At 74.6% G+C, this 13,839-nt stretch carries 14 protein-coding genes; 13 read left to right on the top strand and 1 reads right to left on the bottom strand.

Annotated elements, in window-relative coordinates; genetic code table 11:
• From ABRQ22_RS00725 to ABRQ22_RS00665, 13 genes are all read left to right on the top strand, one after another.
• Positions 1 to 288 carry a hypothetical protein gene (locus tag ABRQ22_RS00725; protein ID WP_253054322.1) on the top strand — a complete coding sequence of 96 codons (288 nt, stop codon included), beginning with the start codon at positions 1 to 3 and terminating at the stop codon, positions 286 to 288.
• A 103-nt stretch (positions 289 to 391) separates the two neighbouring features.
• Entirely contained in the window at positions 392 to 1,888 is a 1,497-nt protein-coding gene (locus ABRQ22_RS00720) for an amino acid permease (RefSeq protein WP_353708229.1), read from the top strand.
• Positions 1,889 to 1,915: 27 nt separating this feature from the next.
• Positions 1,916 to 2,839, top strand: a complete 924-nt coding sequence (locus tag ABRQ22_RS00715) for an aminoglycoside phosphotransferase family protein (protein ID WP_353708228.1) — start codon at positions 1,916 to 1,918, stop codon at positions 2,837 to 2,839.
• A 49-nt stretch (positions 2,840 to 2,888) separates the two neighbouring features.
• The gene (locus ABRQ22_RS00710) at positions 2,889 to 3,425 is read left to right on the top strand and encodes an ATP-binding protein (protein ID WP_353708227.1); all 537 of its coding nucleotides are present in this window, start codon (positions 2,889 to 2,891) and stop codon (positions 3,423 to 3,425) included.
• Between the two features lie 71 nt (positions 3,426 to 3,496).
• Positions 3,497 to 3,793, top strand: coding sequence for a lactococcin 972 family bacteriocin (locus ABRQ22_RS00705; RefSeq protein WP_353708226.1), 297 nt, complete (start codon positions 3,497 to 3,499; stop codon positions 3,791 to 3,793).
• Between the two features lie 90 nt (positions 3,794 to 3,883).
• Complete coding sequence (locus ABRQ22_RS00700; protein WP_353708225.1) at positions 3,884 to 4,513, top strand: hypothetical protein; 630 nt, start codon at positions 3,884 to 3,886, stop codon at positions 4,511 to 4,513.
• The gene (locus tag ABRQ22_RS00695) at positions 4,506 to 5,540 is read left to right on the top strand and encodes a peptidoglycan-binding domain-containing protein (protein WP_353708224.1); all 1,035 of its coding nucleotides are present in this window, start codon (positions 4,506 to 4,508) and stop codon (positions 5,538 to 5,540) included. The genes ABRQ22_RS00700 and ABRQ22_RS00695 overlap by 8 nt, the downstream gene beginning before the upstream one ends.
• Positions 5,537 to 6,139 carry an ABC transporter ATP-binding protein gene (locus tag ABRQ22_RS00690; protein ID WP_253054343.1) on the top strand — a complete coding sequence of 201 codons (603 nt, stop codon included), beginning with the start codon at positions 5,537 to 5,539 and terminating at the stop codon, positions 6,137 to 6,139. The genes ABRQ22_RS00695 and ABRQ22_RS00690 overlap by 4 nt, the downstream gene beginning before the upstream one ends.
• A complete protein-coding gene (locus ABRQ22_RS00685) occupies positions 6,136 to 7,203 on the top strand; it encodes a hypothetical protein (RefSeq protein WP_353708223.1) in 1,068 nt (355 codons plus the stop codon). Before ABRQ22_RS00690 ends, ABRQ22_RS00685 begins: the two co-directional genes overlap by 4 nt.
• Complete coding sequence (locus ABRQ22_RS00680) at positions 7,200 to 9,050, top strand: AMP-binding protein (RefSeq protein WP_353708222.1); 1,851 nt, start codon at positions 7,200 to 7,202, stop codon at positions 9,048 to 9,050. Before ABRQ22_RS00685 ends, ABRQ22_RS00680 begins: the two co-directional genes overlap by 4 nt.
• A 584-nt stretch (positions 9,051 to 9,634) precedes the next feature.
• Positions 9,635 to 10,954 (top strand): NAD(P)/FAD-dependent oxidoreductase, encoded by a 1,320-nt coding sequence (locus tag ABRQ22_RS00675; RefSeq protein WP_353708221.1) that lies wholly within the window; start codon positions 9,635 to 9,637, stop codon positions 10,952 to 10,954.
• A gap of 112 nt (positions 10,955 to 11,066) precedes the next feature.
• Positions 11,067 to 11,660 carry a hypothetical protein gene (locus tag ABRQ22_RS00670; RefSeq protein ID WP_353708220.1) on the top strand — a complete coding sequence of 198 codons (594 nt, stop codon included), beginning with the start codon at positions 11,067 to 11,069 and terminating at the stop codon, positions 11,658 to 11,660.
• A 147-nt stretch (positions 11,661 to 11,807) separates the two neighbouring features.
• Positions 11,808 to 12,491 carry an SDR family oxidoreductase gene (locus ABRQ22_RS00665; protein WP_253054353.1) on the top strand — a complete coding sequence of 228 codons (684 nt, stop codon included), beginning with the start codon at positions 11,808 to 11,810 and terminating at the stop codon, positions 12,489 to 12,491.
• A gap of 3 nt (positions 12,492 to 12,494) precedes the next feature.
• On the opposite strand, the gene ABRQ22_RS00660 is transcribed toward ABRQ22_RS00665, so the two are convergent.
• Positions 12,495 to 13,754, bottom strand: coding sequence for a hypothetical protein (locus ABRQ22_RS00660; RefSeq protein ID WP_353708219.1), 1,260 nt, complete (start codon positions 13,752 to 13,754; stop codon positions 12,495 to 12,497).
• Positions 13,755 to 13,839 lie beyond the last annotated feature (85 nt).

Raw genomic sequence — 13,839 nt, 5'->3', positions numbered from 1 at the left:
GTGCCGTCGTACCGCGTGACCCTCGCCGTGGGCCTGCTGCGCCCGGGCGCCGACCCCGAGGCCGTGCTGCCCGCCGCCGCGGCCGCGGCGCGCGACCTGACGACGGTCGAGGCGTACGACGTCGGCGTCGTGCGCGGCGAGGCGCGCGTCACCGTCCGCTTCCTCGCCGACACGGACGCCGCCGCGCACACGGTCGCCGACGCGGTGGAGGCCGGCGTGCGCGCCCACGCCGCGACGTCGGGCGGTCGCCTGACCCGCCGTTGGGGAGCGCGCTGGCACCCGGCCTGACCGCCGTCGGCCCGGGACACCACGCCGGGCCGCCCGCCGCGCGACGAGGGCACGGGACCGGTTCAATGGACGGACCTGTCACCGACGCCGGGGAGGCGCACCCGTGGCCACGAGGACCGGCCTGTTCCGTCGCAAGTCCGTCGAGGACTCGCTCGCGGCGATCGACGACCCGGAGCGCTCGCTCAAGCGCAGCCTGACGTCCTGGGACCTCGCGGTCCTGGGGGTCGCGGTCGCGGTCGGCGCGGGCATCTTCTCCGTCGGCGCGACGGCAGCCGCGAACTACGCCGGGCCCAGCGTCATCGTCTCGTTCGTCATCGCGTCGATCGTGTGCGCCCTGGCCGTCATGTGCTACGCCGAGTTCGCCTCCGCGATCCCCGTCGCCGGGTCGGCGTACACGTTCTCCTACGCGACCATGGGCGAGCTCGTCGCGTGGATCATCGGGTGGGACCTCATCCTGGAGATGCTGCTCGCGTCGGCGGTCATCGCGAAGTTCTGGGGCGTCTACCTCGGTGACGCGTTCGGGCTGTTCGGCATCGACCTGCCGCTGACCGTCCCGATCGGTCCGGTCGACCTCGAGTGGGGCCCGGTGTTCATCGTCGCGGTGTTCACCACGCTGCTCGCGATCGGCACCAAGCTCAGCACGCGCGTCAACAGCGTGTTCACCGTCATCAAGGTCGGCATCACGCTGTTCGTCATCGTCGTCGGGTTCTTCTTCGTCGACGCGTCGAACTACTCGCCGTTCGTGCCGCCCGCCCAGCCCGCGCCGGAGCAGACCGCGCTCGAGCAGCCGCTCGTCGGCTTCCTCACGGGGCTCGAGCCCACGACGTACGGCGTCATGGGCCTGCTCGCGGGCGCCGCGCTCGTGTTCTTCGCGTTCATCGGGTTCGACGTCGTCGCGACCACGGCCGAGGAGGCCAAGGACCCGCAGCGCACGCTCCCGCGCGGCATCCTCGGCGGCCTCGCGATCGTCACGGTCCTGTACATCCTCGTGACGCTCGTCGTGACGGGCATGGTGTCGTACACCGAGCTCGCGGAGTCCGACGCGCCGTCGCTCACGACGGCGTTCATCCTCGTGGGCGCCGACTGGGCCGGACGGGTCATCTCCGTGGGCATCCTCGTCGGCCTGACGACGGTGATCATGGTGCTGCTCCTCGGGCTCACGCGCGTCGTCTTCGCGATGAGCCGCGACGGCCTCCTCCCTCGCGGCATCTCCCGGACCTCGCACCGGTACCACACGCCGATCCGCCTCCAGGTGGGGGTGGGGGTCGTCGTCGCGCTCATCGCCGGGCTGTCCCAGGTGGAGCTGCTCGAGGAGATGATCAACATCGGGACGCTCTCGGCGTTCGTCCTCGTGAGCTTCGGCATCCCGGTCCTGCGCCGCTCGCGCCCCGACCTGCAGCGCTCGTTCAAGGTCCCGTGGTCGCCCGTGCTGCCGATCGTGTCCGGCGTCGCGTGCCTGTGGCTCATGGCGAACCTCACGACCCTCACGTGGCTCCGGTTCCTCGGCTGGGTCGTCGTGGGCCTGGTGATCTACGCGTTCTACGGCTACCGCCACTCGGTCGCGGCCCGCGACACCCTGAAGGGTGACGTCGCCGCGTAGGGTCGCCGCGTCAGTACCGTGGGCGCGATGAGCGCCACGGAGACCCCGATCACCGCCGACCTCGTCCGCGAGGCGCTGGCGGCGCAGCACCCCGACCTCGCCGCGCTGCCGCTCCGCGAGGTCGCGGGCGGCTGGGGAAACCAGATGTGGCGGCTCGGCGACGACCTGGCCGTCCGGGTGCAGCGCATGGACCCGACGCCGGAGCCCCAGCTCAAGGAGCGGCGGTGGCTGCCCGTGCTCGCGCCGCACCTCCCGCTCCCCGTGCCGACGCCGGTGCGGCACGGCGAGCCGTCCGCGCGTCTCCCGCGGCACTGGACGGTCATGACCTGGGTCTCCGGCGAGCCGCTGGACCACGGCACGATCACCCGGGGCGCGCACGCCGCCGACGCGCTGGCGGGCTTCCTCCGGGCGCTGCACGTCGCGGCGCCCGCCGACGCGCCGACGTCCACGGACCGGGGCGCCCACCCCCGCGACGCCACGGACGGCTTCGAGGGGTTCCTGCGCGCCGTCGCCCCCGACGACGCCGCCGACGTCCGGGCGGTCTGGGCCGACGCCGTCGCGGCCACCGCGTGGGAGGGGCCGCCCGTGTGGGTGCACGGGGACCTGCACCCCGCGAACGTCGTCGTCGCGGACGGGACGCTCGCGGGCGTCGTCGACTTCGGCGACCTGTTCGCGGGCGACCCCGCGTGGGACCTCGCCGCCGCCTGGGTGCTGCTGCCCGCGGGCACCGCCGCGCGCTTCTTCGACGCCTACGGGCGCGCCGACGACGCGACGGTCCGGCGCGCCCGCGGGCTGGCGGCGCTCAAGGCCCTCTTCCTCCTGCTCATGGGGCAGAACGGGGACCGCGGGCTGCCCGGCGGCAAGACCCGCTGGGGGCCCGCGGGCCGCGCGGCGCTCGACCGCGTCCTCGCGGGCTGGCGCTCACCGGACGGCCAGGGCCTCCGTCGGTGAGAGCCGCGCCGCGCGCTCGGCCGGGTAGAGGCCCGCGACCACGCCGACGATGACGGTCGCGGCGAGGCCGCCGAGCGACGCCCAGGCCGGGACGTGGGTCGGCCACGCGCGCAGCGCCGCGTACGCGGTGGTCGCGACGACGCCCAGCACGACCCCCGCCGTCCGGATCGAGGCGTCGTGCGACGAGGCTCCGACGTCCGGCGACCCGCTGCTGCTCGAGCAGCTCGTGCGCAACCTCGTCGAGAACGCCGAGCGCTACAACCTCCGCCACGACGGCTGGGTGCGGGTCGCCACGCGGTCCGACGCCGGCGGCGACGCCGTGCTCGAGGTCGTCAACCCCGGTCCGCCCGTCGCGCCCGACGACCTCCCGGGCCTGTTCGAGCCCTTCCGGCGGCTGGGCGGCGAGCGCACCGGCGACGGCACGGGGAGCGGGCTCGGGCTCGGGCTGTCGATCGTCCGCGCCGTGGTGGGCGCCCACGGCGGTTCCGTCACGCTCGCCGCGCGACCCGAGGGCGGCCTCGTCGTGACCGTCCGGCTCCCCGGCGAGGTCTACGACGAGGTCCCGGCGTCTCCGCGTCTCGGATAACGGACATACCCGATGAATCGTCTCACCTCGGCGCTTTACTGCGGACGACCGATCAACACTGAGGGGGATTGATGCGAAAGGTCAAGACGGCGGTCATCACTGCCACGCTCGCCGCGGGTGTCGCGCTCGGAGCGGCTGGCCCCGCCAGCGCGACGATCAGCTACCCGTCCGTGGGAGGCACGTGGGACCACGGCGCCGACGCCAAGGACGTCTGGTCGCACTACTACCACGGCAGCCGGGTCCACAAGTCCTCGACCTACGGGGAGAACGGGCTCCGCAGCTCCGGTTGGGTCTCCGCGGGGAAGTGGTCGTACCAGTGGGACGAGGTCCGTTGGTTCGGGAACAAGGCGTACTACGACGTCAAGTAGTTCGACTCACGTGCTGCCGAGCGTCCGGACGCCGTCGCTCGGCGGCACGCGGGCCCGCCCGTCCCCGACGACCGCAGTGATCGGAGCATCATGTCTCTTCGCAGGTCGACGCGGCGACGCGTCGCCGCGGCGGCTCTCGCCGCCCTCGTCCCGCTCCTTGCCGCGTGCGGCACCCCGGATTCCGTCGGGTCGAGCGTCGACGACGGGACGGCCGTCGACGTTCCCGCGTTCGACGGCCCCTACGCCGCCGAGTTCACGGCCTTCTACTCCGACGCCGGGTCCGACTTCGCTCGTCAGGCGCTCGCCGACGAGGAGATCACGGACGCGGAGTACGCGGAGATGGAGGAGAAGTTCCGCACGTGCCTCGAGGCGGAGGGCGTGACCTTCTCCGGCTTCGAGCCCGACGGGTCGTACGAGGCCTCGCCCCTGCCGGACGGGAGCGACCCGTACGAGGTCGTGAAGACCTGCGAGCGTGAGTCGAGCGCCGACACGGTCGGGGCGCTGCACGACATCATGGCGTCCAACCCGGACAACCTCGACGTCCCGACGATCATGGCGGAGTGCCTGGTCCGTCGCGAGGTCGTACCGGCGGGCTACGCGGCAGACGACTACCTCACCGACATGGAGGGGCGGTTCTCCGACCTCGCCGCCCTGTCGACCGAGCTCCGCGAGGCGCTGACGTCGTGCTCGAGCGACCCGCTCGGCCTGGCCGGTGAGTGAGGGTCGCAGCCCGGCCACGGTGGGCCTGTGGGTGATCGGCGCACTGACGCTCGTCGCCGTGGGGGTCGTTCTCGGTGCCGCGTGGACGTCCCCGGCCGTCCCCGCAGCCCTTCGACCTCCCGCTCCCATCACCACCTTCGAGGTCCGGTCCGCGACGTTCGACGACGTCCGCTCCGTCCGGCTCGCCGTCGCCCGTGGCGAGGAGTCGGGGCTGGCATCACCCGGTAGCGGTCTCGTCACACGCTTCGACTGCCGTCCCGGCTCGACCATCGAGTCCGGGACCGCGCCGCTCTGGCTCGACGACGCACCGGTCGTCGCGCTCGCGACGACGCTCCCGCTGTGGCGGGACCTTCCGGTCGGCACCCAGGGCAACGACGTGCGGGCGCTGCAGGAGGAGCTGACGCGTCTGGGGCACCCGGTCGAGGCCACCGGAACGCTCGGCACGAAGACCCTGCGTGCCGTCAACGCACTCTTCGACGACCTCGGTGACCCCTCGGCCCTCACCTCCGTTCCGCGATCTCGTTTCCTCTGGATCCCCGGACCCTCGGTCACCGTCGCGGAGTGCTCGGTCACGACAGGGAGCCAGCTCGAGGCCGGCGCGGAGCTCATCGTGACGCCCGGCACGCTGGCAGGCGTCGCATTGCGCGACGGCGCGCCGTCCGACCTCGTCGCCGGGGCGCGCACGCTCCGTGTGGACGGGATCGACGTCGCGGTCGAGCCGCAGAACCCGGTCACCGACCCAGCACTGCTCGCACAGCTCGACGCAGCGCCCTCGCTCCAGCAAGCAGGCACGGGCGACGAGGCGCCGGTCGGTCAGCTGCGGTTGGCAGAACCGGTCGACGTGTCGGTCGTCCCACCGTCCGCCGTGATCACGGCACCTGACGGGACGACCTGCGTGACCACGGACGCCGTGCCCCACAGGCTGCGGGTCGTCGGGTCCGAGCTCGGGCAGACGTTCGTCCTGTTCGACGGCACCCCGCCGACCGCCGTCGACACGTCGCCCCGGCCGGACGCCCCGTGCGCGTGACGGCGACCGGCCTCGGGCACCACTTCCCCCGGCGCCCCTGGCTCTTCCGCGGGCTCGACCTCGATCTGCGGCCAGGTCGCACCTACGCGCTCACCGGTCCGTCGGGGTCGGGCAAGAGCACCCTGCTCGGCCTGCTCGCCGGGTGGGAGGAACCCCGCGAGGGCACCGTCGCGCGGGACGGCATCGAGCGGACCGGATGGGTGTTCCAGAACCCGCACGGGACGCCGCGGCGCTCGGCGCTCGACCACGTCGCGCTCCCGCTGCTCGTCCGGGGGCTGCACCCCCGAGAGGCGGAGCGACGAGCCGCCGACCTCCTGAGCAGGTTCGGGCTCGACGACATCGCGCAGCAGCAGTTCCGCCGCCTCTCGGGCGGGGAGGCGCAGCGCCTGATGCTGGCACGAGCCATCGCGTCGGAACCGGGTCTCCTGCTCGTGGACGAGCCGACCGCCCAGCTCGACCTGCCGACCGCCCGCACCGTCAACGAGTCCCTCGGTGCGCTGCGCTCGCCCGGGACGATCATCGTCGTCGCGACCCACGACGCCGCGACCCGCGACTCCTGCTCGGACCACGTCGACCTGACGCTGGACCCCGCCGCATGAGGCTGCGCTCGATCCTGCGCGAGGCGTGGCGCAACGCTTCCACAGGTACCGCACGCTGCGTCACGCTGGCGCTGGTGCTGATCGGCCTGGTGGTGACCGCGACGGTCGCCGAGATCTCGACCGTGGCGACGCTCGAACAGCAGGCCGCGGACTTCCGGGCGGCGGGTGGGTCGGTCCTCACGATCTCGGCACCGGGCCGGGTCGACGGCGCGCGGTGCGAGTCGTTGCGCGATCTGCCCGGGGTGCACGCCGCGGGTGCGCTCACCGTCCGACCGGACGAGCCCGTCGCCGCCGTCGCCCTTCCCGGTGCCCCGATGCCCGCCGCCGACGCGAGTCCAGGGTTCCCGGCCGTCGTCGGCGCCACGACCGACGGCGGGCCGGGCCTGATCCTGACTGACGACGCCGTCGCGACGCTCGGCCTCGAGCTCGGCGACCGGCTCTCCGCGACGACCGGGACGTCTCGCCTCGCGGGCACCTACGCCTACCCTCGCGACGGGCGGAGGGACGGGTACGGCTATCTCGCGGTGAGCGTCACCGGGTACCGCGCACCCTTCGACGAGTGCTGGGTCGAGGCGTGGCCGATGACCACGGAGCTGAACCCCCTCCTCTTCACCGTGCTCCGGCCGGGCGGCGATGCCGACGACGTCCCCCAGGTGCAGCAGCTCAACTCCATGCTGGGTTCCGGGCTCGATGGCGCCGGGCTGTTCCACGAGCGCGTCACCCGGTTCGGAGGGCTCCTCGTCGGGCTGATCGCTGCCGCCGTGGCCCTCGTCACCGTACGGGCTCGCCGGGTGGAGCTCGCCACGGCCCTCCACGACGGGATGCGACGGCGTGACCTGTGGACGATCGTGTCGCTGGAGTCGGTGCTGTGGACCGCTCCGGCGGTAGCTGTCGGGATGTCGCTCTCCCTCGCCTGGTTCGGCCGGGACGGCGACCTGCTGGTCGGCGCGATCCTCGGTGCGCGCGTGACCCTGTCCGTGCTGGCGGGTGCCGTGGCAGGCGTCGCCGTCGCCCTGGCCACGACGCGCGAGAAGGACCTGTTCGCCTACGCGAAGGACCGATGACCACACCGACGCCGCACACAACCTACGCAACCGTAGGTTACGGTGGCGTAGTGAACACTCTGGCGACGAGGCCGTGGACCGCCCGCTACGCTCCCGGCGTCCCGACGGACGTCGCGGTGCCCGACGAGCCGGTCACGGCCGCCCTCTACCGCGCGGCCGAGCGCTGGCCGGACCGCGTCGCGGTCGACTTCTTCGGCGCGACCACGACCTACGCCCGGCTCGTCGCGCAGGTCGAGCGCGCCGCGAGCGCCCTGCACGACCTCGGCGTGCGCCACGGCGACCGCGTCGCGCTCGTGCTGCCCAACGGGACGTCGCACGTCGTCGCGTTCTACGCCGTCCAGCGCCTCGGCGCCGTCGTGGTCGAGCACAACCCCACCTACACCGCCGACGAGCTCGCCCACCAGCTCGCCGACTCCGGCGCGAGCGTCGCCGTCGTGTGGACCAAGACCGTCCCCGCCGTGCTCGACGCCCGCGCGCACGCGGCTGGCCTGCGCACCGTCGTCGGGCTCGACATCGCGCGCGACCTGCCCCGCGGGAGCCGCCTCGCGCTGCGCCTGCCCGTCGCGCGGGCGCGCGCCCAGCGCGACGCGCTGCGCGGCCCCGTCCCCGCGGGCGTCCCCGACTGGCACGACCTCGTCCGCCGTGCGCGGGCGCTCCCCCCGGCGCTCCCCCACCCGGGCGCCGACGACGTCGCGCTCCTCCAGTACACGGGCGGCACCACGGGCACGCCCAAGGGCGCGGTGCTCACGCACCGCAACCTCGTCGCCAACGTCGTGCAGGGCCAGGCGTGGGCCACGTTCGAGGAAGGTGCCGAGACCGTCTACGGCGTGCTGCCCTTCTTCCACGCGTTCGGGCTGACGTTCTGCCTCACCCTGCCTGCGCGCATCGGCGCGACGCTCGTCGCGTTCCCGAAGTTCGACCCGCAGGCGTTCGTCGCCGCGCAGGCGCGCCGCCCCGCGACGTTCCTGCCCGGCGTCGCGCCCATGTTCGACCGCATCGTCGCCGCCGCCGCGGACGCGCCCGGGCCGGGCTCCGACCTCACCTCGATCCGCCTCGCGTTCGCGGGCGCGATGCCCCTCACGGCGGAGACCGCACGGCGCTGGGAGGACGCGACGGGCGGCCTGCTCATCGAGGGCTACGGCATGACCGAGACGTCCCCGATCTCGCTCGGCAACCCCTGCTCCGACGACCGCCGCCCCGGGACCCTCGGCCTTCCCTTCCCCAGCACGGAGATCCGGGTCGTCGACGCCGACGCGCTCGACGCGGGCGTCCTGCGCGACGCCGACCCCGAGCCCACCGACGACCCCGCTGCACCGCGCACCGTGCGCGGCGAGCTGCTCGTGCGCGGCCCGCAGGTGTTCCGCGGCTACTGGAACCGCCCCGAGGAGACCGCGCACCAGCTCCTCGACGACGGCTGGCTGCGCACGGGCGACGTCGTCCGCGTCGCGCTCGACGGCCCCGACGCCGGGCTCGTCACGCTCGTCGACCGCATCAAGGAGATGATCGTCACCGGCGGGTTCAAGGTGTACCCCTCCCAGGTCGAGGACCACCTGCGCGGGATGCCGGGCGTCCGGGACGTCGCCGTCGTGGGCGTCCCCGGCAGCGGCTCGGACGAGCACGTCGCGGCCGTCGTCGTGCTCGACGACGCCGACGACGCCGGCTCGCCCCCGCGCGTCGACCTCGCCGCCGTGCGCGAGTGGGGCGAGAAGCGCCTGGCCCGCTACGCCCTTCCCCGCACGCTCGCCGTCGTGCCGGAGCTCCCACGCTCCCAGATCGGCAAGGTCCTGCGCCGCGTCGTCCGCGAGGACCTCCTGCACCGCGACGACGTCGAGCACCACCGCGCCTGACAGCCCGCGCCGACCCGCCGACCGCCGAGGCAGACCCCCGGCCCGCCGAGGCAGACCCCCGGCCCGCCCAAGTAGACCCCTGGTCACGCGAGGTAGAGCCCTGGCCCGCCGAGGTAGAGCATGGTTGCCCGAGGTAGAGCCCTGGTCCCCCGAAGTAGAGCCGTGGTCCGCTGAAGTAGAGCCCAGGTCGTCCTCGACGCAGCCGGTCGCCCGCTGCAGTCGGATCGCCCGTCGGCGTAGTCCCTGATGTCCGACGGCGGGCCGCACGGGCGTGTCACCCGGGCGAGCGAGGACCAGGGCGAGACGACGTCGGGCGGGGTGGGTGGTGGTGCCGCGTCGTGGTCGGGCCTGGCGGGAGCCGCGAGGAACGAGCGGCGGATGGTAGACGCGGCACCACCACCCACCCCGACCACCCAAGGTGACCAGACCGCCGTCGGGCAGGACCACGGCTCTATCGCGCGTCGCGGCGCCTGTTCGGCGCGGGGGCGGGGTTCGCCGTAACCTGGCAGACGTCGTCGGCGACGTCCGCGACGCAGGCGGGCGGGCACCGGCGCTCTCCCACCCCGTCGCCCCGAGGAGGCCCCGTGCCCGAGCCCGTCACCGCTGCGCCTGGTGCGGCAGCAGCCCCCGACTCCCTGCCGCACGTCGTGGTGGTCGGTGCGGGGTTCGCCGGCCTCGCCGTCGTCAAGGGGCTCGCGAAGGCCCCCGTGCGCGTGACGCTCGTGGACCGCCGCGTCTACAACACGTTCCAGCCGTTGCTCTACCAGGTCGCGACCGGCGGCCTGAACCCGGGTGACGTCACGTACTTCCTGCGCGGGCTGCGGCTCAAGCAGAAGAACGTGCGGGTGGTGCACGAGCACCTCGTCGGGATCGACCACGAGGCGCACCGCATCCGGCTCCTCAACGACGAGTGGGTCGACTACGACTTCCTCGTCGTCGCGAACGGCGTCACGGCGAACTTCTTCGGCACCCCGGGCGCCAAGGAGAACTCGTTCCCCATGTACTCGCGGTCGCAGGCGATGAAGATCCGCGACACGCTCTTCATCCGGCTCGAGAAGGCGGCGGCGAACCCCGGGACGGACGAGGGTCTGCGCGTCGTGGTCGTGGGCGGCGGCGCGACGGGCGTCGAGGTCGCGGGGGCGCTCGCCGAGCTGCGCACCGCGGGCCTGCGCCCCGCCTACCCGGAGATCCACGGCGACGCGTTCGAGGTGAAGATCGTCCAGCGCGGCGGCGAGGTGCTCAAGTCGTTCCACCCGAGGCTGCGCCGGTACGCCGCCGAGGAGCTGCGACGTCGCGGCGTCGGCCTGCACCTGGGGGCCGGGGTCGCCGAGGTGCTGCCGGATGCCGTCGTGCTCACGGACGGCACGCGCATCCGGTCCGACCTCACGGTCTGGTCGGCGGGCGTCCACCCGCACGAGGAGGTCGACGACTGGGATCTGCCGCGCGGCGAGGGCGGGCGCGTCGTCGTCGGGGACGACCTGCAGGTGGAGGGTCTGCCCGGGGTCTTCGCGGCCGGCGACATCGCGATCTCCCCGGCGGGGCTGCCGCAGCTCGCGCAGCCGGCGATCCAGTCGGGCGCTCAGGTCGCGCGCAACATCGAGGCGCTGCTCGCGGGGCGCCCGACGACGTCCCTGCGCTACTTCGACAAGGGCACCATGGCGGTCATCGGGCGGCGCGCGGCGATCGCGGAGGTCGTCGGGCGGCTGCGGCTCACGCGGGGCGTGGCGTGGCTCGCGTGGTTGTTCGTCCACATCATGGGGCTCATCGGGCCCCGCAACCGGCTGACGACGCTCGCCGGCCTGGTCACGCGCTACGGCTTCCCGTTCCACCGGCGGCCGATCCCCATCGTCGGCGACGTCCCGACCGTCCGGCCGCCCAAGCGCACGGCCCCGCGCGGCGGCTGACCCGCGCTCGAGGATCACCCGGCCCTGCCCCCTCCCCCGGCCGCACGCGCGGCGACCGTCACGTACCCTCGAAGACGCAGGGAAGTTCGCAGGGGCAACGGGGGCACGTGTGGTGGCAGGACGAACGACGGCACCGTCGACGACGACGGGCCGGCAGAAGGACATCTCCCAGGAGCACGGGGCGCACCGCGTCGGGCGTGCGCGCACGACGGCGGTACCGCGACGGACGCGCGTCGTCGTGCTCGCGGCCGTGGCGGTGGCGGCGCTGGCGGGCTGCCGCGTCGAGGGGGTGCCGGGCGGTCCCGGGACCCCGACGCCGTCGCCCACCGTAGAGCCGACCACGGGCCCGACCGGGGAGCCGACCGGCGACCCGACGACCGGCCCCACCGACGGCCCGACGACCGGGCCGGGCAGCCCGGTCCCGCCGGGCGGGTCCGACGGCATCGAGCTCTCGGTCGAGATCGAGCCCGCGTTCCCGATGCCGAACCTCGTCGAGACGAGGCTCAAGCAGGCGCGCGCCGACCTGGAGCAGCGGGGCGCGGTGACGGTGGTGGTCGTCGACGCACGCGACCCCCAGGCGGGCGCTCTGCCGGGCGCGTCGAACGGCTGGACGGTCTGCGTGCAGGACCCGACGGGCGGCGACCTCGTCCGGGCGTCGGAGACGGTCGTCCTCGGCGCCGCCCCGAACGCCCGCCAGTGCCCCTGACCAGTCCCTCGGGTGGCGGCGCGGCCGGTGCGGGAGCACCGTGGGACCAGACCGCGAGATCGGCCTGACGGTCTCGAGATCGGCCCTCCGGGGGTCGATCTCGGCCACTCGGGTCGATCTCGACGCCCGCAGACAGGAGCACGCCGCATGAAGATCGCCCTCGTCGGTGCCCACGGCAAGGTGGGCCGGCTGCTCGTCCCGATCCTCGTCGACCACGGCGCCGCCGTGACGGGGATCGTGCGCGCCGAGGAGCAGCTCCCGCTCGTCCGGCGCCTGGGCGGCGACCCGCTCCTGCTCGACGTCGAGAGCGCGTCCGTCGACGAGCTCGCCGCCGCGCTCGGCGGGTTCGACGCCGTCGTGTGGTCCGCGGGGGCGGGCGGCGGGAACCGGGAGCGCACCTACGCCGTCGACCGCGACGCCGCGAGCCGTTCGATGGACGCCGCCTCCGCCGCCGGCGTGAGCCGGTACCTCATGGTGTCGTGGATCGGGTCCGTGCCCGACCACGGCGTCGACCCCGACTCGAGCTTCTTCGCCTACGCGGACGCCAAGCTCGCCGCCGACGACCACCTGCGCGGCACCGACCTCGACTGGACGATCCTCGGGCCCGGCACGCTGACCGACGACGGCCCGACCGGCGCGATCCGCGTCGTCGGTGACGGCCCCGACGGGCTCGACGGCGCCGACGACGTCCCGAGCGGCGCCGCGTCACGGGTGTCGCGCGCAGACGTCGCGATGGTCGTCGCGCAGGCCGTGCGCACCCCGGCGACCGTCGGGCGCTTCGTGCGGTTCACCGCGGGCGGCACGCCGATCCTCGAGGCGCTCGACAGGTAGCCGTCAGCGCCCGAGTCGGCGGCCCACCCGCTCGCGCAGGTCGAGCGCCGTGCGGCGCCACGTCGCCGCGCGCGCCACGACCGACCCGACGCTCGTGTCCTCGGCGCGCACGTGCACGACCTCGACGCCGCGCTCGGCGGCCGTGCGGACGATCGTGTCCGTGGCGCCGCGCAGCGCGAGCTGGAGCAGGACGCTCGTCGTGCTCGCCTGCGCCTCGCCCGTCCCGAACCGCCGCCGGTAGACCACCTGCGTCACCACCCGGTCGAACATCGGGTCCGACGGCGCGTCCGCGACCGTGTCGGCGACGTCCGCGCCCGGGGCCTCCGCATCGTCGTCGGGCAGGTCCGGGACGCTTCCCTCGACGCCGGCCGTCCCGAGGAGGGCCTGGGCGTCGGCGACGGCGTCGTCGCCGTCCGCTTCCGGCGGGAGCACGGCGAGGTAGAGCGAGAGCAGGAGCTCGCTGATCTTCCGCAGGACCCACGCTCGGCCGGGCAGCGGGGGCAGCGCCACGACGTACTGCGCGATGTTCACCTCCAGCGCCTCGGCCGACAGGCACGTCCACGCGGGCGCCGTGCGCACCTCGACCACGCGCTCCCAGTCCACGTCCTTGCCGTCGAGGCCCACCCGCCGGGGGCCGATCGTCACCGCGCCGAACCGGTCGAGCAGCGCGAGCGGCGCCGTCGCGAACCGCGGCACGTAGGGGACGAGCCGCACGACCCCTTGGACCGACACGTCCCACTCGCGGTCGAGCGGGTACGACGGCCGCGGGTACGCGGCGATCGCGCGCCGCACCCACTCCGCGACGACCTCGTCGAACGCACCGTCGTCGGCGGGACCGGCGCCCGTCCCGCCGTCGGCCTCCGCACCGTCGGCCGCGAGCGCCTCGACGAGCGCGTCCTCCAGCGCGGCGTCGAGGTCCGGTCCGGCGCCATGGTCGGCCCCCGGGTCGACGGCGCCGCGCACGGCCGCCTGTCCGCCCTCGAGCAGGTCGACCGGGTGCTCGCCGGGCCGGGTGCCGGGCTGCTCGGCCGGCTGCCCGGCCGGCTGCCCGACGTCGCCCCGAGCGCGCCGGCCGAGCGGGCCGGGCAGCGAGAACGAGGGGCGCGGGAGCGTGGGGCGCGGCACCGCCGGGACGCGCAGGAGGCGCTTCTCGCCGAGCAGCCGTGCGAGGGTGCTGCGCCCGTCGCCCGATGTCGTGCCGGGCAGGTCGGGGCCCTCGCCCGGCTCGTCGTCCGTCGTCGTGAGGAACGGTTCCTTCGCCACGTGACCCCCTGTCCGTCGCGCCTCCCGACGGCGCACCGCGGGCCAGCGTAGACCTGGTGGGGGCGCAGGCGGGGCCGCCCTCCCG

Origin of the sequence: Cellulosimicrobium sp. ES-005 (assembly GCF_040448685.1) — a bacterium.
In the GTDB taxonomy this organism is placed as follows: Bacteria; Actinomycetota; Actinomycetes; order Actinomycetales; family Cellulomonadaceae; genus Cellulosimicrobium; species Cellulosimicrobium cellulans_G.
This window is presented reverse-complemented; position numbering and strand designations above follow the sequence as displayed.